At 66.5% G+C, this 17879-nt stretch carries 19 protein-coding genes and 3 pseudogenes; 9 read left to right on the top strand and 13 right to left on the bottom strand.

Annotated features, from left to right (window positions below; all coding sequences use genetic code 11):
* Positions 1-47: 47 nt before the first annotated feature.
* The 4 genes from nicT to BA062_RS40645 all read left to right on the top strand — a co-directional run bounded on the left by nicT (position 48) and on the right by BA062_RS40645 (position 2819).
* A complete protein-coding gene (nicT, locus tag BA062_RS25965) occupies positions 48-1112 on the top strand; it encodes a Nickel transporter NicT (protein ID WP_110341180.1) in 1065 nt (354 codons plus the stop codon).
* A 204-nt stretch (positions 1113-1316) separates the two neighbouring features.
* Positions 1317-1583, top strand: a complete 267-nt coding sequence (locus BA062_RS25960; RefSeq protein ID WP_110341178.1) for a DUF2892 domain-containing protein — start codon at positions 1317-1319, stop codon at positions 1581-1583.
* A 274-nt stretch (positions 1584-1857) separates the two neighbouring features.
* Entirely contained in the window at positions 1858-2259 is a 402-nt protein-coding gene (locus BA062_RS25955) for a GtrA family protein (protein ID WP_110341176.1), read from the top strand.
* A 296-nt stretch (positions 2260-2555) separates the two neighbouring features.
* The gene (locus BA062_RS40645; protein WP_245960015.1) at positions 2556-2819 is read left to right on the top strand and encodes a Chromate resistance protein ChrB; all 264 of its coding nucleotides are present in this window, start codon (positions 2556-2558) and stop codon (positions 2817-2819) included.
* Between the two features lie 234 nt (positions 2820-3053).
* On the opposite strand, the gene BA062_RS25945 is transcribed toward BA062_RS40645, so the two are convergent.
* Positions 3054-3917 carry a cytochrome c biogenesis CcdA family protein gene (locus BA062_RS25945; RefSeq protein WP_110341174.1) on the bottom strand — a complete coding sequence of 288 codons (864 nt, stop codon included), beginning with the start codon at positions 3915-3917 and terminating at the stop codon, positions 3054-3056.
* Entirely contained in the window at positions 3914-4645 is a 732-nt protein-coding gene (locus tag BA062_RS25940) for a DsbA family protein (RefSeq protein WP_110341552.1), read from the bottom strand. Before BA062_RS25940 ends, BA062_RS25945 begins: the two co-directional genes overlap by 4 nt.
* A gap of 150 nt (positions 4646-4795) precedes the next feature.
* On the opposite strand from BA062_RS25940, the gene BA062_RS25935 reads away from it, so the two are divergent.
* Positions 4796-5206 carry a hypothetical protein gene (locus BA062_RS25935; protein ID WP_110341172.1) on the top strand — a complete coding sequence of 137 codons (411 nt, stop codon included), beginning with the start codon at positions 4796-4798 and terminating at the stop codon, positions 5204-5206.
* Between the two features lie 65 nt (positions 5207-5271).
* Here BA062_RS25935 and BA062_RS25930 read toward each other — a convergent pair whose 3' ends face one another.
* The 9 genes and pseudogenes from BA062_RS25930 to BA062_RS41385 form a co-directional block, all read right to left on the bottom strand.
* On the bottom strand, positions 5272-6237 hold the full coding sequence (locus BA062_RS25930; protein WP_110341170.1) for a M56 family metallopeptidase: 966 nt from the start codon (positions 6235-6237) through the stop codon (positions 5272-5274).
* The gene (locus BA062_RS25925; RefSeq protein ID WP_110341168.1) at positions 6234-6593 is read right to left on the bottom strand and encodes a BlaI/MecI/CopY family transcriptional regulator; all 360 of its coding nucleotides are present in this window, start codon (positions 6591-6593) and stop codon (positions 6234-6236) included. The genes BA062_RS25930 and BA062_RS25925 overlap by 4 nt, the downstream gene beginning before the upstream one ends.
* Before the next feature lie 39 nt (positions 6594-6632).
* Complete coding sequence (locus BA062_RS40640; RefSeq protein ID WP_245960014.1) at positions 6633-6980, bottom strand: hypothetical protein; 348 nt, start codon at positions 6978-6980, stop codon at positions 6633-6635.
* A gap of 32 nt (positions 6981-7012) precedes the next feature.
* Positions 7013-7906, bottom strand: a complete 894-nt coding sequence (locus BA062_RS25920; protein WP_245960013.1) for a PQQ-binding-like beta-propeller repeat protein — start codon at positions 7904-7906, stop codon at positions 7013-7015.
* Positions 7907-8178: 272 nt separating this feature from the next.
* Positions 8179-8442: a metal-sensitive transcriptional regulator gene (locus BA062_RS25915; RefSeq protein WP_110341166.1), complete on the bottom strand. Its 264-nt coding sequence runs from the start codon at positions 8440-8442 to the stop codon at positions 8179-8181.
* A 118-nt stretch (positions 8443-8560) separates the two neighbouring features.
* Positions 8561-8731 (bottom strand): hypothetical protein, encoded by a 171-nt coding sequence (locus BA062_RS41395; protein WP_377392753.1) that lies wholly within the window; start codon positions 8729-8731, stop codon positions 8561-8563.
* Between the two features lie 184 nt (positions 8732-8915).
* Positions 8916-9485: pseudogene (locus BA062_RS40630) on the bottom strand (SulP family inorganic anion transporter).
* A gap of 82 nt (positions 9486-9567) precedes the next feature.
* Positions 9568-9783, bottom strand: a pseudogene (locus BA062_RS41390) (SulP family inorganic anion transporter); the annotation flags it as partial.
* A gap of 221 nt (positions 9784-10004) precedes the next feature.
* A pseudogene (locus BA062_RS41385) lies at positions 10005-10723 on the bottom strand (P-loop NTPase).
* 204 nt (positions 10724-10927) lie between these two features.
* On the opposite strand from BA062_RS41385, the gene BA062_RS25885 reads away from it, so the two are divergent.
* Complete coding sequence (locus BA062_RS25885; protein WP_110341158.1) at positions 10928-11209, top strand: metal-sensitive transcriptional regulator; 282 nt, start codon at positions 10928-10930, stop codon at positions 11207-11209.
* A 65-nt stretch (positions 11210-11274) separates the two neighbouring features.
* Complete coding sequence (locus tag BA062_RS25880; protein ID WP_110341156.1) at positions 11275-11835, top strand: cysteine dioxygenase; 561 nt, start codon at positions 11275-11277, stop codon at positions 11833-11835.
* Positions 11836-12375: 540 nt separating this feature from the next.
* On the opposite strand, the gene BA062_RS25875 is transcribed toward BA062_RS25880, so the two are convergent.
* Both BA062_RS25875 and BA062_RS25870 read right to left on the bottom strand, forming a co-directional pair.
* Positions 12376-13176 carry a DUF2637 domain-containing protein gene (locus tag BA062_RS25875; RefSeq protein WP_110341154.1) on the bottom strand — a complete coding sequence of 267 codons (801 nt, stop codon included), beginning with the start codon at positions 13174-13176 and terminating at the stop codon, positions 12376-12378.
* Positions 13173-14759: a recombinase family protein gene (locus tag BA062_RS25870; RefSeq protein WP_245960010.1), complete on the bottom strand. Its 1587-nt coding sequence runs from the start codon at positions 14757-14759 to the stop codon at positions 13173-13175. The genes BA062_RS25875 and BA062_RS25870 overlap by 4 nt, the downstream gene beginning before the upstream one ends.
* A gap of 126 nt (positions 14760-14885) precedes the next feature.
* On the opposite strand from BA062_RS25870, the gene BA062_RS25865 reads away from it, so the two are divergent.
* Both BA062_RS25865 and BA062_RS25860 read left to right on the top strand, forming a co-directional pair.
* The gene (locus tag BA062_RS25865) at positions 14886-16118 is read left to right on the top strand and encodes an IS256 family transposase (protein ID WP_425452952.1); all 1233 of its coding nucleotides are present in this window, start codon (positions 14886-14888) and stop codon (positions 16116-16118) included.
* Between the two features lie 171 nt (positions 16119-16289).
* On the top strand, positions 16290-17879 hold the full coding sequence (locus BA062_RS25860) for a thiamine pyrophosphate-dependent enzyme (RefSeq protein ID WP_342768958.1): 1590 nt from the start codon (positions 16290-16292) through the stop codon (positions 17877-17879).

Genomic DNA, 17879 nt, shown 5'->3' with positions numbered 1-17879 from the left:
GTTCCTGCCGACCCTGTCGTGGACCATGCAATGGAGGCGACCAAGCCATGACCAAGCCCACAGTAGCCCGGGCGGGACCGGCCCCGGTGCCGCGGGCGTGGCGCTCGATCGGTGGCGTGGCCGGCTTCATCGTGGCTCTCAACGCACTCGGCTGGGGGATGCTGACTTTCGTTGTCGTACCGCAGCACCATGCCCTGAACGGCTCAACCGTGTTCGGTTTCGGGCTCGGTGTCACCGCGTTTGCACTCGGCGCCCGCCACGCCTTCGACGCGGACCACATCGCCGCCATCGACAACACCACCCGCGCCCTCCTGTCCCAGGGACAACGTCCGCTGTCAGTGGGTTTCTGGTTCTCCCTCGGCCACTCCACCATCGTGTTCGCGCTTTCGACAGCGCTGGCTATAGGGGTGCGAGGGCTGAGCGGCGCAGTCGGCGACCAGACATCCACCCTGCGTCACACGACCAGCGTCCTCGGCTCGGCGGTGTCCGGTGTCTTCCTCTACGCCATCGCCATCACGAACCTTGTCACGCTGGTCGGGATTCTCAGGGTGTACCGACGGATGCGCCGCCAGGCGGCCGGCGCAGCGGATCTTGATCAACAACTCGACAACCGCGGGTTCCTCAATCGCCTCATCAAAGGCATCATCAAGACAGTTCGCAAACCGTGGCACATCTATCCAGTAGGCCTGCTCTTCGGCCTCGGGTTCGACACCGCCACCGAGATCGGTCTGCTCGTGCTCGCCGGCGGGGCCGCCGTATCCCTACCGTGGTACGCCATCCTGGTACTACCGGCGCTCTTCACGGCAGGTATGACCATGTTCGACACAGCCGAGGGTGTTCTCATGAACGTCGCCTACGAGTGGGCGCTCATCAAGCCATTTCGCCGGGTGTTCTACAACATCATGGTCACGGCGCTGTCCGTCGGCGGCGCGTTTCTCATTGGCACGGTGCAACTGGCGTCACTGCTCGCCCAAACCTTGCACTTTGGCTCTGGGCCAGTCGCCGCACTGGCAGCGTTCGACCTCGACTATGTCGGATTCGGCATCGTTGGACTGTTCGTCCTTGTCTTCGTCCTCGCACTGCTGCTCTGGCGCCTCTACGACTCCGACTAGGAACCGGCAATGCGCGACCTACACAGACATTCTCCGCAACTGCGTCGGCAGCCGCCGCCCGCGATACTCCCGTACTCCCGTACTCCCGTACTCCCGTGCGCGAGTCTCGGGCAGCCGTCCTCACTGGCCATGCCCGACGCCAAAAACCGCTGAAGGCGGAGATCGCACACGACGTGCGATCTCCATGCGACGAAGGAGACTAGATTGTCCGACTCCTCCCACGAGGTTCACGGGGCAACTTCCCCGGATGCCCGGGCGACGTCGTCAAAGTGGCAGCTCGAACGGGTTCTCTTCGCACTGGCGGGAACCTTGAACCTGACCGGCCTGCTTCTTGCCGTCATCGTCAGTGAATGGTTTCTGGTCATTATCGCAATGGTTGGGGTCAACCAATTGTTGTTTTCCTCAACCGGGTTTTGCCCAGCCTCGTTGATCCTCCGCTGTCTCGGCGTAAAAGGGTCATGTAAGTGGTGAGCCCCCCTCGAGAATGTTGTGATAGTGCCGTGATCGGAGTCGATCTTTAAAAATGAGAGCCGACGATGGATTTCGGTAATCTCCGACGGTTCGGCAGCACTTGGCGGACGAAACGCGGTAGGACGCGTGTTTGGAGGGCTTTTCGACTGCGGAGAATTGAATGGATCGCTGTTGGCCTGACAAGTGTCGTCCCTGTGAGCCGGTCGGCCGGTTGTGGAAGCTGGGGCTTTGGGCCTCCAGCGCAGCCGAAATTAGTTCCAATGGCAGGTAGCGGATGGCACGTGTAGACTTTCTCCGGCAGGCTGGCTGGTACCTCTCCGCCGGTGCGGCAGCCACTCTTGTGCAGGGATTACTATTCATCGTTCTTCGCACGCCGTGCGATGCGTCGTGCAGCAATGTGCTCGCAACTGGATTGAGCACCGTAGCCAACACCGAGTTTCACCGCCGGGTCACCTTCGCTGGAGCGCCCGACAGAAAACTGCGTCGACACGTGCAAACGCTGGTTTCCGCAGTGTTCTACATACTGCATGGCTCCGCGGCACTCGCCATACTGGACGCCGTCACAGGTACCTACAGTCTGCTTACCGAAGCACTGGTGGTCGTCGCGGCCAGTGCATTTGCCGGAGCCGCACGCTTCATCGTGTTGCGGCAATGGGTGTTCCCATCCCAGAACTAGGCTGAATCTCCGGTCCGAGCGGTACGGAGGCCGTATTGACAGCCGGATCGTGTGCTCGGCCGGTCTGGGAAAAGCAGCAACCGACTGTTCGGCAAGCAATGACGTGCTAAGAGTGAAATGTAACGCCTGCCACATTGATTGTGATGGCATATGCGTCTTTTCGACTGAGGTGGATCGTTCTGGTGGCTCGGGTGCCAGCGGAAGCCTCCAGTCACCGTGTGGCAATCTAGCGAGATCTGCGCCCGATCGGAGCGCTTGAGCTGTGGCCACGGGGCTGGACGACGCCGCCAAGAGGAATGGACCGAGTTTCTCGCCGACTGGGGCAAGTTCGATACCGAGATCGGCAAGACAGGTTTTCCGTTGCCAAACTGGAAAAAGAGGAGCAGAGTCTGGAGCGGCTGTGCCGCTGGCACCGCGGCCTGGAGATCCGCGACCTGTTCGGCGCACCTGCGGTGGCAGAGGCCGAACAGCGCTTGACAGCCTGCGACCTGCAGTTGCAGGACGACACGGAGCGGGCATTTCGCGCCGCGCACGGACTGGACGGCGAGGCGGGCGCTTGAGACCCGGCTGGCTACAGACGCTGCATCGCTGTCGGCGCGCTTGTCGCTTCCTGACAGGTGCTCGGCCTGGACGCAGGGAATGTGGCCTTCTCTCCGGACGGGTAAGACTGGCTGGTGTCCCGGCTCCCGGGCCGAAAGTGCGCCTGAAGTTGATCAGAAAGCTGATCCAGCAAGAGCTGCGCGGTTCCCTCCATTCATGCGAGAAGGCGGTTGGCAGGCCAACCCGAGAGCGTCTCACTGGACGCCGCTGTCGTCGGGATGCCTGGGCTGCTTGTGGCGCTGGTGCCGGGCGCGGGCGAGGCGCACGACGAGCACCGCCAGGGCCCCGGCGACGAGCGCCAGGAGTAGGGCTGCGTTGGAGACGTTCGAGGTGAGGTCCTGCAGCCAGGCCTGCAGCGTGAACTGGGTATCGACGCTAGTAAATCCGCCGAGATTTGCTGTGCCTTCGGTGAACAGGAAGAGCGCACCAATGGCGATGAACAACAGTCCGGAGATCAGGCTGGTGGTGTGGGTGCGCAGCGGCCCCATGGTGATTTTGCGACCTCGCAACCAGGTTTTGCGCCCCAGGTTGAGGCGATCCCAGAACAGTGCCAGCACGAACAGCGGAGCGGCCATGCCCAGCGCGTAGAGGGCCATCAGCACGCCGCCGTAGGCTGGGTCGCCGCCTGCTGCCGATACGGTCAGAACGCTGCCCAGGAGTGGCCCCGAGCAGAACCCAGCGAGAGCGTAGACGGTGCCCAGCGCGAAGACCGACGCCCCCGAAGCGATCTTGATTCTCGCGGCGGCACGTTGGGCTGTGCTGATGCCGAAGCCCCTGCCCACGATCATAGCGATGCCGAACAGGATCAATACGACACCGCCAACCGTGGTGGTGACACCGCGGTACTGCGTCAGCACGGCTCCGACCACGGCTACTCCCGCACCCAGCGGCACGAGCACGATCAGCAGCCCCGCGTAGAAGGCTGCGGTGCGGCGCGCGAGCGCACCGACGCGGTCGAAAGCGTAGGCGAAGAACGACGGCAGCAACAGCGCCGAGCACGGGCTGACCAGCGTCAACAGCCCGCCAAGGAAGGCGCCCAGTAATCCGATCTCGATCATGACTGCGCCGCCGCGCGGTCGATCGCGCTGACAAAGGTCTCCAGTGGTTGAGCACCCAGGATGGGCTCTCCGTTGATCACAAACGTCGGGGTGCTGGACACGCCAATCGAGGCGCCTTCGGTAAGATCGTTCCGGATCGCCTCGTCGAAGCGCTGGTCGTCCATCGCGGCGGTGAACTTCTCCATATCCGGCATCCCCACCTCGCGGGCATAGCCACGCAGCTTCTCCTGCGTGAGGTCGGGGTGGCCGGTCGGTGGCGAGTCCCCGAAAACGGCGCGGTTGAACTCCCAGAACCTGCCCTGCTCGGCCGCTGCGCGGCCGGCCCTGGCTGCCTCCATCGACTGCGTGCCGAAGATCGGCAGATCCCGCCACTCGATGCGCAGGACACCTTCCCGGACATAACGTTCCACCAGGATCGGCTCAGTGTCGCGGCTGAACTTGGCGCAGAACGGGCAGCGGTAGTCGGAGTACATGACCATGGTCACCGGAGCGTCGACGTCGCCGATTGCTAGCGGGTCACCCTGCTCCCGGCGGGCGAGGTTTGCCAATGGGTTCTCGCCCTGGGCAGCGGCTTGTTCTTGCGACGGGGGCTGCCCGGGTGGGGCCGCGGCGTCCTGCCCGGGGGGCTTGGCGAGCAGGTACGTGATCAGGCCTGCGGCGACGAGGACCAGCACGACGACCAGCACGGCATCGCGCTTCCACGTGTCCCGCCCCGAGGTTTTCGACATCGACACTCCAATCCATCCCGGACTCCAGCTACTATGACTCATAGTAGCGATGGCTTCGAATGGAACTGGAAGTGCCTCGTGGCGTTCACGACGAGTTCGACAGACCGGTCCACCCCACGAACCCGCGGTAGGCTGCTGCGCGCCACTGTCATGAGCGGTCTCGCCCTGCTGGTAGTCGGGGTGCCCACCGACATCATCGACACGCCGCTGTTCTCCCGGGAAATCCCGGTCCGCTGGTGGGAGTACCCGGTGCTGGTGGCCACCGTCGCGCTCACCGGGGCGTGGTTCGCCATCCAGGGGCCGACATCCTCCGACCGCGCCCGCCGCACCCCGCTCGGCGGAGTGTTGCTGTCGGTGTTCGCGGTGGGGTGCCCGGTGTGCAACAAGCTGGTGCTCATCGCGCTCGGTACATCCGGCGCGTTGAGTATCTGGCAGCCGGTCCAACCGTTCCTGGCGCTGATCTCGCTGGGCCTGCTCGGTTTCGCCGTTACCCAACGCTGGCGGCGTCGCCACTGCGCGGATAACACGTGTCCCGCGCCAGGATCCAAGACATCAGCCTGACGAAGACAGGCTGTGTTCCGCGGTACCACCGGGGTGTCACTCTCTGCGTCGGCAGGTGGCTGCTCTTATCCCGTGACGCCGAGGCAGTAGAGCGCCACCAGTGTGGCGACCACGGCGAGGGAGGCCACTGTCGGTATGGCGGTCAGCGCGGCTCCCGCGACGTAGTCAAGCTGTACGGGAAGCCTCCGCAGCCCTGCCCGCTCCGTGGACAGCCACAGCAGTCGCGCCTCGACGGACTCGCGGGACATCTCCAGTGCGCCGCTGTGGGGACCGAGCGGCGTCGGCGCTGGGGTGCCACCCTGGCTCATGGCCAGTAGCGCCGAACGTAGCGGGCCGGGCCCGTGGCTTCGTGCGGCCGAGGCGTCGGCAGCCAGTTCGGCCAGGATCCGGATGGCTCCTGGCGCCCGCCGAGCGAGCGGAACGAATGGCAAAGCGGCCGAGAGGATGTCGGCGGCCAGTATCAGCAGGTGGTGTCTGCCACGCAGGTGGGCTCGTTCGTGCGCGAGCACCGCCTCGCACCGAAGGGCTCCCAGCCGTCGCACGCCAGTGGTGGCCACGATGGTGCCGTGGCGCCGCCCAGCCACGCTGTAGGCCACCGGTTTCGCCTCCTCAATCCAGAGGACGGACCGCTCGCCCTGGCACACGGACCGCAGCAACGTGAGGTGTGCGCGCCGCCAGCACCGGTGCTGCCGCACCCGGCGGACGGCAATGACGGCCGACCGGGCGGCCAGCCCGATAATGACACCGGCGAGACCGAGCCGCACGATGTGCTCGGCCACGATCTCGCCGCCACGGATGATGTTCACGCAACTGTTGGCCATGCCGATCAGCCCGTCGACGCCCACAGAGCGAGGCAGCACCAGCAACACAGCCGCCCCGAGTGCAGCAACCAGCATCATCGCGGTTGAGCTGACCCAGCCGGCGAGCGCGAGCCCCGGACGTAGGCTCGGCGTCGCGGCGGTACGCAGGTAGCTCGGCGCGGCCACGCCCATCACGACAGCCGCCGCCAGCAGGCCTAGTGCGATCGTCACCGCTGCCCCTTCGATCGCAGTGCGCGCCGCAGAATGTCCGACTCCTCGGGGGTCATCGATCGGGCAAAGTGCAGTAGGATGCGTTCGGAGTCGCCGCTGGTCTGCAGCACTTCCCGCAGCAGCTTCGCGCCGACCTCTTCGCGCGACTCGGCTGCCGTGTACTCGTAGGCGCGTCCTGCCCGATCGCGCCGGGCGTAGCCCTTCCCGTGCAGCTTGTCCAGCACGGTCATGACGGTCGTGTAGGCGAGTGGCCGTGTGGTGTCGAGCCGTTCCAGCACGTCACGCACACGTAACGGGCGTGTCGCGGACCACAGCACGTCCATGACCCTGGCTTCCAGTTCCCCAAGACCTCGCATCCGACCACCCTTTCGCCAACGTCGGCCTGTCGGTTCGATTCACCGTGTCCGGTAGGCGACGAAGCCCGGACCTGCCCCAGCGAGACGGTCGCTCGGTTCCGCAGCCGGATCACGCGGCAGGGCGGTGACGAGGGTGCCCTTGTTGGCTGTGACGGGAACAGGCCAGTCGCCTTGCTCGAGGATCCGGCCGGTGGCCAACTGGACTGCGACCGACTGTCCAGCCCGCGTACCGAAGCCCACTCCGCCGTCCGCGACCGTGATGTCCACCAGCCCAGCCCCGCCACCATTGATGGTCCAGTCCAGCTGTCCGGAGTCAAGGTCGTAGGCGCGTGTCTCGGTAAAGCCGTTGAGGCCAGCCACGATCGCCGCCTTACCCTGGTCGGCCACGACGGTCCGAAAGTCGGTCTCGTTCCCGAGTGCTACCAGCAGGTTGCCGGTGGCAGATCGTGCAGAGCGGTTCGCGGTGCGCTTGCCGCGCCGTCGCCGTCACTCCCGGACCAGCGCAGGGCCACCACCCCCGCCTCGGAGGCCTGCGTGCTGCTCAACAGCTCGACAGAACGAGCCCGGCTCGGCCACTGCGGCGGCAGGTGGAGCTCGGTCGAGGTCCACAGCACCTCTCCCGTGCCGGTGTCGACGGCCGTGAGGGTGCCGTCCTTGCCGAAGAGCCCGACGCCGTCGTGCTCGTAGAGCGGCACCGCATCCCTCGTGGGTGGCTCGACCGGTTCCCCTGTGTCGGTGTTGAGCATGACCCGCGGCCCGGTTTCACCACCCACCACCGAGGCGGTGACCTTCCCAAAAATCAAGCCAGGCCCCTGCAGCGGTCCGGGAACGCGCACCGGGCCCCACACTCGGTGCCCGTCCTCTACGTCATACGCATTCGCGGTGGTCTCGGTGGCGACCTTGTCACCGCGGTTGTCGGCGTTGCTGGCCAGCACGACCGCGGCGGGTCGGTCGTTGACGCGGGTCACGCCATAACCGACGCAGGACGGATTCGTCCGCACCCGCCACCGGGTCGCGCCGGAGAGATCGACGCCGACAATGGACAGATCCGACTGAGTGTCGACGGGAAATACCACGCCAACCAGCGTGTCTCCCGCGGCGAGGGGCACGTCGTCGAACGGCGCCTTCCAGGCCGGCTGGGGACCCGATAGTGCGGGCGCCCGCCACTGCGCGACCTCGGGCGGTGGCACCGGTGGCTTGGTCGCGGTCACCAGTTCCGGCAGGGGCAGTGCGGCGCCAGTCGTTTCAGCGCTGCTGTTGCTGCCGTCGCTACTGCACGCCGACAGGGCAACCGCAGCCGCCACGATGGTCACGGCCAGCCGTCTGGACGCGCGGTGCTGCATCGATCCTCCGATCCCATCACTACTATATGTCATAGTAGTGATGGGGTGCGGTGGGGATGATCCCATGGCCCCATGCGGCGTCGAGTAGTCGATCGCGGTGTCCACGGCGGGCTTGCCAGCGTGGACACCGCGAGCAGATACCTATCACGGTCTAGTGGTCTCCTGTGCCAGCCGGGGCTGGAACGGGGTCAGGACACCGTCGTCTTTGGCATGGCCGGCAGCGTCTGACGGGGCAGCCGGGCTCAGGCGAGGGCGAGGAACAGCTTCTCGAGTTCGGCCTCGGTCATGTGTTCCGGGTCGTCGTTGCCGGTGATGCACTGTCGCATGCCAGTGGCAACAATCTTAAACCCAGCGCGGTCAAGAGCGCGTGAGACGGCGGCAAGCTGGGTGACGACGTCCTTGCAGCCGCGGCCCTCTTCGATCATGGTGATGACCCCCGCGAGCTGCCCTTGCGCGCGGCGGAGCCTGTTGAGTACCTGGCCGATGGTTTCCTCATCCCCGGTCATAAACACACCTCGCTTCGCATCCGCTCCGGACTCAGTGTACCCCACCCCGTATATCGATCGTGCATGCGCATCGGTGCCGCGGCGAGGCGTGCCGCTGGTGCACATCAGCGCGCTCCGCTCACTCCAATGGGCTGGTCGGCGGGCCGAGGATGCATTCGGTCAGTCGCCGTGACTGCGGGGGAAAACCCCGTATCCGGGCCGCCAGGCCGGCGTCCCTGGCCGGGTCGAGCACGGAGCGCAGCACCAGGGCGCCGGTGGTGTCGATCCGGCCGAGCCGGGTGAGGTCGATGACGAGCCGTCGCGCTGCAGCGTGCGCGGCGAACGCGTCGAGCAGCGCGCGTCCAGCCGCTGCGCCCTACCGAACCACAGCACGCCGCGCGGGGTGAACGTCAGCAGGTCGTCCTCGGCGTCCACGTCGATGTCCAGTTGCAGCGATCGCCACAGGAAGACGGCGACCGAGAGTCCGATGCCGGTCAGCACCGCAACGTCGAGCCGGGGGGACGGGGGGCGAGCAGCACCGTCGCGAAGAACGTGCTCCACGCGATCACCGCCTGCGGCAGCGAGAGCCGCCACAGCCGGAACAGGGGGTGAAACCGCAGGAGCCCGACGACGGCGATGATGACGATCGTTCCGAGCACCGCAAGCGGAAGCGGCCGGAGGACCGCGGCGAACGGCAGGAACGCCAGCACGGCCAGCCCGGCGAACGCACCCGACCATCTGGTTCGTGGCCCGGACATCCGGTCCATCGAGCTGCGCGAGAACGATCCGCCGCACGGCATGCCACCGACAGCCGCCGCCGCGCGGTTGGGCACACCCTGGCTGACGAGCTCCGGATCGGCGCTTCAGCGTCGCCGCTCCTCGGAGGCGAAGCGGCGCGCGATGGATGCGGCCTCGGTGAACCCGATGAGCGCGATCACGGCGCCCGGCAGTAGCAGCTCGGGGAGCCGGCCCCACGGTAGTTCGTCGAGCGTGAACGGCAGGAAGCCGCCCGGGATGTCGCCGACCACCGCTGCCGGGTAGAACCCCAGCGCGGAGACCGCGATGCTGAGTATCGCGGCCCGTGGGCACGAAGCCCAGCAGCATCGGCTCGGACATCAGGTAGGCCAGCCATCCTGCCCGCAGCACGCCGAGCAGCAGCCGCACCGCGCCGATCACGAGAGCCAGCGCCAGGCCGAGCCCGACGTAGTCCAGGCTGCCCGGGGTGGCCATGGTGCTGAGCGTCGCGTATGTCAGCAGGGCGGTGATCGCGACCGGCCCGGTCTGCAGGTACGGCGACGAGGCGAAGATGGCCGCCACCATCGGTGGCAGCGCGCCTGCGTACGGTCCGGCGATCGGCGGCATCCCGACGAGCTCGGCGTAGGCGAGCGACTGCGGGACGCCGACCATCGCCACGCTCACCCCCGGCGACCGCGTCGTACAGCATGGTCTTTGCCGGTCGTATCCGCCCGACGCGACCGGTACGCGCCAGGCGCACGACGTCCCCGCTCAGCCCACGACCGTCAGCGGCAGTGGGAGCCCGGCCAGGCTTCGCCGCATCACGGGCAGGCGGTGCGCGACCTCCGTCAGGGCGACGGTGGAGGCGGCGCCGCGATCGCGCACCACCACGGGAACGCCGGCGTCACCCGCCTCGCGCAGCGCGGTGTCGAGCGGGACCGGCCCAGTAGCTCGGTGCCGAGCTCGTCGGCGAGCAGCCGCCCGCCACCCGCCCCGAAGAGCGCGGTCCGCTCGCCGCAGCCCGCGCAGGCCAGCGCGCTCATGTTCTCCACCACCCCGGCGATCGGCATGCGCATGTCCCTGGCCATGCGGCCGGCGCGCGAGGCGACGGTCTGCGCGGAAGGCTGCGGCGTGGTCACGGCAAGCAGGGCGGCCTGCGGCACCAGCTCCAGCAGGGACAGCGTGACGTCCCCGGTGCCGGGCGGGAGGTCCAGCAGCAGCACGTCGAGCTCACCCAGTGGACGTCGGTGAGGAACTGCTCCAGCGCCTTGTGCAGCATGGGCCCGCGCCAGATGACCGGTTCGCCCTCGCTGACGAGGAAGCCGACCGACATCAGCCGCACGCCGTGGGCCTCGACCGGCAGCATCAGCCCCTTGAGTGCGACCGGGTTGCGCCGCACGCCGAACAGCCGCGGCACCGAGTGGCCCCATACGTCCGCGTCCAGCAGCCCGACGCTGCTGCCCGAGCGGGCGAGCGTCACCGCGAGGTTGGCCGCGACGGATGACTTGCCCACGCCCCCTTTGCCGCTGGCGACGGCGTAGACGCGGGTGTCCGCGCCGAGCGACATGCCGCGTGGGCTGCGCAGCTGCTGCGCGAGTGCCAGGCGCTCCCGCTCGGACAGCGTCGTGAAGGTGACCTCGACGCCGCTGACCCCGGGCACCGCGGCGGCGGCTGCCGTGACGTCGGCCCGCATTCGCTCGCGAAGCGGGCAGCCGGAGCACCGCACATGAAATGGTACCCTAGGGGGTATCACAGAAGGTGGGGTAGCAGCGTGGAGATGGACAAGCAAATCCTCGCCGACGTGCTGGTGCGGCTACGGCGCATTCAGGGGCAGGTCGGCGGGGTCATCCAGATGATCGAAGACGGCCGTGAGTGCCAGGAGGTGATCACGCAGCTCGCCGCCGCCTCACGCGCGCTCGATCGAGCCGGATTCAAGATCATCGCGACCGGGATGCGGCAGTGCGTGCTCGCCGGCAACGGCGACGACACGGCGTCCGCCGAGGCACGCGCGGATGTCGCCCAACTGGAGAAACTGTTCCTGCGACTCGCGTGACGCGGGCGCGCGTCAGGAAAGCTCCAGTGCGCATGTGACGGCATCCCGCGGGAGGTGAGGACCGGATGCCCGATTCGACGTCGCCACCGCAGGTGAGCGAGTCACACTGTTTCAAGGCACGCCTGGCGCGGCTGGTGGCCGCGGCGGGCCCGCTGGCCACGGTCGAGGCGGACATGACCGCACGACGCAGGGTACTGCGCTTGCTCGCCGACTTCGCGGTCGACACCGCAGCGCACACAGATATGCCTGCCTTTCTACGCGAGGCGGATCAAGACGGTTCGTACGGGGTGCACTGTGTGCACGACGACCCGGCAGGGTGGTCACTGGCGGCCGTGGTGATGACCCCGGGCCAGCAAACCCCGCCCCATGACCACGACAGCTGGGGCGCGGCGGTGACCGTCATGGGGGTAGAGAGTAACCGCCGCTACCGCGGCACTTGCCCGGATCAGCTGACCCTCTTCGACGAACAACTCGCCCCCGTCGGCGGCGGGTATCTCTTCGCGGCGGGAGACATTCACCAGGCCGCCTGCGCCGCGCCGAGTACCACGGTCTCGCTGCACCTGCTCGTCAAGGGCGGCCCACATGCCCATCAGCGCTGCAAGGAGCCGCCCCGAACGTCCGGCTGAGGATACCCCGGAGCTCGGCCGCAGGTAGGCCGGTGATGTCGTGAGCGGGAAAGCGAGGCCATGTGGCCGTCGCCAGCACCGAGCGTTGCCTGCCCGAGCGGCCCGATGTCAGACACGTCTGGCCGCGCAACCGGTTCGCGCTGGCCCCGTCGCTGTCCCTGCCGTGCACGGGCGATGTCCGGCGACGTGCGGAGGCAGTGCCCCACCAGCACACTCAGATATACCCGCGGGGGTATATGATAGTGCTGTAATAGTCAGAGGAGGTTCACGATGTGTCAGCGTGCTGTGTGTTCGACCTGCGGGAAGGCCACCTATACCGGATGTGGCCGCCACGTCGAGCAGGTGCTGGCCGGCGTGCCCGAGTCCCGACGGTGTCAGTGCCAGCCCGGGCGGCGCGGTTCCGAGCGGAAGTGGTGGAAGCTGTTCGGCCGCTGACCGCTACGGTCGCGGAGAGCCGGGCACTAGCTTGGGGTGCTCGGCTCTCCGCGGACCAGGGGCTGTGAACGGTATCAGTAGACGTCTGCGTCGGGGTCCCGGCGTTCAGTCCACTGCCGCCAGTGCTGCGGGTGATTGGTGCTGGCGGATGTGGCGGGTCAAGGCGCGGGCGCGGCGTGAGCCGATGCCGAGTTGTCGGCGGAGCGTGTCGGCTGAGATCGGACGCTGGTGGAGGTTCCAGTGCTCTGCGTCGAGTTGGTATGCCTGCGCGCGTAGCGGATCACCATCCTGGCTGGACAGCGTCTCCGTAGTTGCGTTGATTCTGTGACCAGGCATGGTTTTCGCAACCGTGCGCAGCGCTGGCGCATTCTCAGCGTCCGGCACCGACTTCGGTAATGGCTTCGGCTCGCCCGAATCCGCGGTGTGTGCAACCGATGTTGCGACGTCCTCGGACTTGTGATCGCCTCCGGTCGTGGCCTCCGCGCGGTGTCGTTTCAGTGCTTGGTTGAGGAGTTCCACCGACAGCAAGAGCGCTAGCGGTGGGCAGGCGGCTACGGCGATGGCGAAGGTGTTCAGTTCGGGTGCGGAGGAGATGTTGGCGCATAGTGATAGTCCGATTCCGAGAGTGAACGATCCCCAGGCTTTCCACTGGCCGCTCGCGCGGTGGCGGTGGCGGTGGCGGTGGCCAGCTTGCCACAGCTCGATGGTGGCCATGGTCAGCAGGCCGTCGACAATCAGCGGCCACAGGGTGGCGGTGGTCTCGTCAGCGCCGAAACGCAGGGCGAACTCGCGGCCGTGTCGGTAAGAGACGTAGGCCGCTCCCACGGCCACCAGCAGCGTGCACCCGCACTGCAGGCGCAGCGATCGGTTCGGGCCGGGACTGGACGTGGCTGGATGGGTGCTCATCGGGCTTCACCTGCCCGAGGCCGGGGCCGTCCTTGGGGGTCGCGTATCTCGACTCCGCGCTCGAATAGGCGTTGACGCACGGTCCACTTGTCGACGTCCATGCGCGCGCTGATGCGGGCCAGCGACCACCCCTGGTTATAGAGCTGGACGGCTTCATCGATCTGGTCCTCGGACAGGCCGCGGCGGCGCATCGGCACGCCGTGTCGGTGGAGGATGTTGCTGACCGTGCGGCGTTCGATGCCGAACCGGTCACCCAACTCGTATACCGTCGCACCGGACTGGTAGTCGGCGATCAGCTGCACCACTTGCTCGGAGCCGAGTTGCCTCGCGCGGCGCGGGCGGTCGCGCTTGATCGTTGGCGGCTCGGGTGTATCGAGGCTGGGAAGCTTCACACTTAGCTCTTCCAGGGCCCTGACCTGGTCTTTTATGTTCGAGTAAGCTCCCCTAACCTCCACCCTAGGGGTCTTACTAGAACAAGTGCCTGAATGAAGGCCACGCAGTAGGACCGCGACGCCCGAAGGCGTGCAAGGACCACCCGCATCGCGGGTGGTCCTTTTGCGTGCACCCTCCGCTCCGGTTGCTCCGGCCCGCTGATCTTGGATGGCGTGGAGCTCGCCGAAGGGCTCACGGAGCTCACCGTCTGTGATCTTGTCGTCCTCGATGTAGAGGACGTGGAAGATCGCCTGGTTGAGGAGGCGCCGCTGTTGGTCGTTGCAGCGTCGGTACAGCTGGTCGGGCTGTTCGAGGAGGGCAAGGCTGGCGTTGACGAGCTGGGCGCTGTCGGTGAGGTCGGCGTTGGCTGTGTCGAGGCGCTCCTCCAGCCGGCGGCGCTCGCGGGCGATGTCGCGCAGCTTCTCCTTGACCTTGGTCCGAGGCAGCGTGCTGTCGGCGGCGAGGTCGATCAAGTTCTCCTCCTTCGTGTCGAGTTCCTTGAGCTGTGTGGTGATTTGCTTGCGCAGCAGGCGTGCGGACTTTTCCTGCTCGCCGAGCACGGCATCGATCTGGTCGCGCATGTCAGCGATGAACGGCTGGCTGAAGCGAATCGCGGAGTAGTGGCGCTCAACCGCATCCTCAACGAGCGTGACGTTGACGTGGGGTGCTTGGCACAGCCCCTTCTGCCGGCCGCGGCAGAAGAAGTACAGGTACTCGGCGCCCTTCGAGTTGATGGTGCGTTGGATGATCATCCGCCGCTTGATGCCGTCGCGTTGGCAGCGTCCACAGAAGAGCGAGCCCTTGAGGTAGTGGTGGTGGACGCGACGGCGTTCTTGTGCCGTCATGCGCGATTCGAGGATCTCCTGGACGGTGTCGAAGAGGTCCTCGTCGATGAGGGGCTCGTGCCGCCCCTGGATTTCTTCGCCGTCGTACTCGACGTATCCGAGGTAGTAGCGATCGCGCAGCATTTGCGAGATCTTGTTCTCGGAGACCTTCTTGGCGGGGTGTCGCCGGGTGGCCCTGGTGCGTAGGCCGCGGTCGTAGAGCTCGTCAGCCAGCTCTTCTTGCGTGTAGTCGCCGGTGGCGAAGAGCTCGAAACCCAGCTGCACGAAGGGCGCCCGTTCGGGGTCGACGATGATCGTGCGGATCACGCGGGGGACTGTCGGATACTTCGTGGGTGGGGCTGGTGATCATGGATGGCTGGGGATTTTCCCTGGCTCGAGAGGATCACGTTGAGTAACGATGTGGCGGCCGCGAAGTCCGATGCTGGCTCGGGTATCGGGGGTGATCTGGATGTCCGTATTGCGCGGGAGTTGTTGGAGACGGCGCGGGGTACGGGTGTGTCTTTGACGGGACCGGGCGGTTTGTTGCGGCAGATCACGAAAACTGTCCTGGAAGCGGCGTTGAACGCCGAACTGGATGAGGATCTGGGCTACGGGAAGGGTGACCGCACGGGTAAAGATACCACGAATGAGCGGAACGGCACGGGCTCAAATACCGTGACGACCGATATCGGTGAGGTTCGTATCAAGGTCCCTCGTGATCGTGACGGCAGCTTTACGCCGCAGATCGTGCCGGAACATGCCCGTCGGATCGAGGGATTCGACGAGGCGATCATCTCCCTGTACGGCAAGGGTCTCACCACCGGCGACATTCAGAAGCACCTGTTCGAGATTTACGACGCCGACGTGTCGCGGGATCTGATTTCCTCGATCACCGACAAAGTGTTGGACGAGATGAAGCTGTGGTCCTCGCGCCCGTTGGCGCGCGTGTACCCGGTCGTGATGATCGACGCGATCATGGTCAAGATCCGGCAGGGCAGCGTCGCCAACCGGCCGGTCTACGTCGCTGTCGGAGTGGATACCGCTGGTGAGCGGGATGTTCTGGGCATGTGGGTCGGCACCGGCGGCGAAGGAGCCAAGGAGTGGGTCACCTACCTGTCAGACTTGCAAAACCGCGGCGTCGAGGACATTTGCCTCATCGCCTGCGACGGACTCAAGGGGCTGCCCGAAGCGTTGAACTCGTTGTGGCCGCGCGCGGATATCCAATTGTGCGTCGTACATTTGGTCCGGGCCTCGCTTCGATACGCGTCGAAGCGCTACTGGGGCCAGATCACGAAATCGCTGAAGTCCATCTACACCGCCCCCAACAGTGAGGCAGACCAAGTCCTATTCGAGGAATTCGCCGACGAATGGGAGGACCGATACCCGGCGATGATCCGAATGTGGCGCACAAGTTGGGAAAACTTCGTTCCCTTCCTCGAGTTCCCACCCGATATCCGCAAACTCGTGTACACCACGAACCAGATTGAGAGCCTCAATGCGAGATTCCGTCAGGCGACCCGTCGGCGCGGCCATTTCCCCACCGACCAAGCCGCACTGAAAGTTCTCTATCTCGTTATCAGAAAACCCCTCAAAAACCGCACCAACATCACCGGAAAAACGGTAAGCTGGAAGCAGGCATTGAACACACTGTCCATCTACTACGGTGACAGGATCAACGCTCAGTAACCGGACAGGCGATCACCAGCCCGCCCACGAAGATCCTTACAGTCCCTCGGCGAATCGTTCCGCGGTATTCGTTCATTACTTTCGTGGCTGACCCATGCCCGCTGGCGGGCGTTTCGCGGTCAGTTCCGTTCTCGTACCCTCTGGAGGGTTTCATGGTTACCGCAGGAAGCGGTGGTCAGCTCGTCGTCGACCAGTTGCTCGCGCACGGTGTCACCACGGTGTTCGGCGTCCCCGGGGGAGAGCTACCTGCCCGTGCTGGATGCCTTGTACGACGCCGCGCCGCAGATCCGGTTCGTCAGTTGCCGGCATGAGGCAGGCGCCGCGACGATGGCCGAGGCGACCGGCAAGCTCACCGGCCGGCCGGGGATCTGCATGGTCACCAGAGCGCCGGGGGTCACCCACGCCAGCGTCGGCGTGCGCAACGCCGCGCAGGACTCGAGCCCGATGATCCTCTTCGTCGGGGAGCCGCCAACCGTGACGCGGCACCGCGACACGTTCCAGGAGGTGAACCTGGAACAGACCTTCGGTGACCTGGCGAAGTGGGCGGTCTCCGTGCGCGACACCACCCGCCTACCGGAACTGATCAGCCGCGCCTTCCGGGTCGCCACCGGCGGGCGCCCCGGCCCGGTCGTCATCGGCCTGCCGGAGGACATGCTGTTCGCGGAGGCCCAGGCCGACCAGGTGGTGGCGGCGCCGGTGGCCCGCCCGCATCCGACCGGCGGGCAGATCGCCGCGATGACGAAGATGCTCGCCGAGGCCGAGCGCCCGATCGCGATCGTCGGCGGCCCCGGCTGGAGCCAGGGTGCCGCGGACGGCCTCAAGAAGTTCGCCGAGGCGTGGCAGTTGCCGGTGGCGAACGCGTTCCGGCGGCAGGACGCCTTCGACAACTCGTCCCACTGCTACGTCGGAGATCTCGGCGTGCAGATGAACCCGGCCCTTGCCGAACGCGTCGCTTCCGCCGACGTCGTGCTCGCGGTCGGTTGCCGGCTGGACGCCATCACCACGGCCGGATACCGCCTGCTGGAGGCTCCCCGGCCCCGGCAGCGACTGGTGCATGTCCATGTCGGGGAGGAGGAGCTCGGCCGGGTCTACCAGCTGGAACTGGCCGTCCACGCCGACATCCAGGCCTTCCTCGGCGAGCTGAGCACCACCGAACCGCCCGCCGCGCCCCGGTGGGCCGAGTGGACCGCCGACGCGCGTGCCGGGTACCGCGAGTGGATCGCGACGGAGAACCAGGGCGAGGCAGCCCGCCTCGCGGAGTTCATTCGGGCCATCCGCGCCAAACTTCCCCAGGACGCGCTGATCGCCAGCGGCGCCGGGAACTACGCGGTCTCCGTGCACCGCAACTCCGAGTTCGGCAGCTACCCGGCGCAGGTCGCGCCGACCAGCGGGTCGATGGGCTACGGGCTGCCGGCGGCCATCGCGGCGAAGCTCGCTTTCCCGGAGCGGGCCGTGGTCGCGTTCGCCGGCGACGGTTGCTTCCTCATGTCCGGCAACGAGTTGGCCACCGTCGTGCAGTACGGGCTCCCGGTGCTCGTGGTCGTCATCAACAACTCGATGTACGGGACGATCCGTGCGCACCAGGAGAAGAAGTACCCCGGCCGCGTGGTGGGCACGTCGCTGGTCAACCCGGATTTCGCGCAGTACGCACGGTCGTTCGGCTGCCTCGGTGAGGTCGTCGACTCGCTCGACGGGCTCGACGAGCCGCTCGACCGGATCCTGGCCGCCGACCGGCCGGCCTTGCTCGAGATCAGGATGTGA

This window comes from Prauserella flavalba (assembly GCF_003202235.1).
Lineage (GTDB): Bacteria > Actinomycetota > Actinomycetes > Mycobacteriales > Pseudonocardiaceae > Prauserella_A > Prauserella_A flavalba.
Note: the sequence above shows the minus strand (reverse complement) of the source record. Positions and strands in the feature narration are given on the sequence as shown.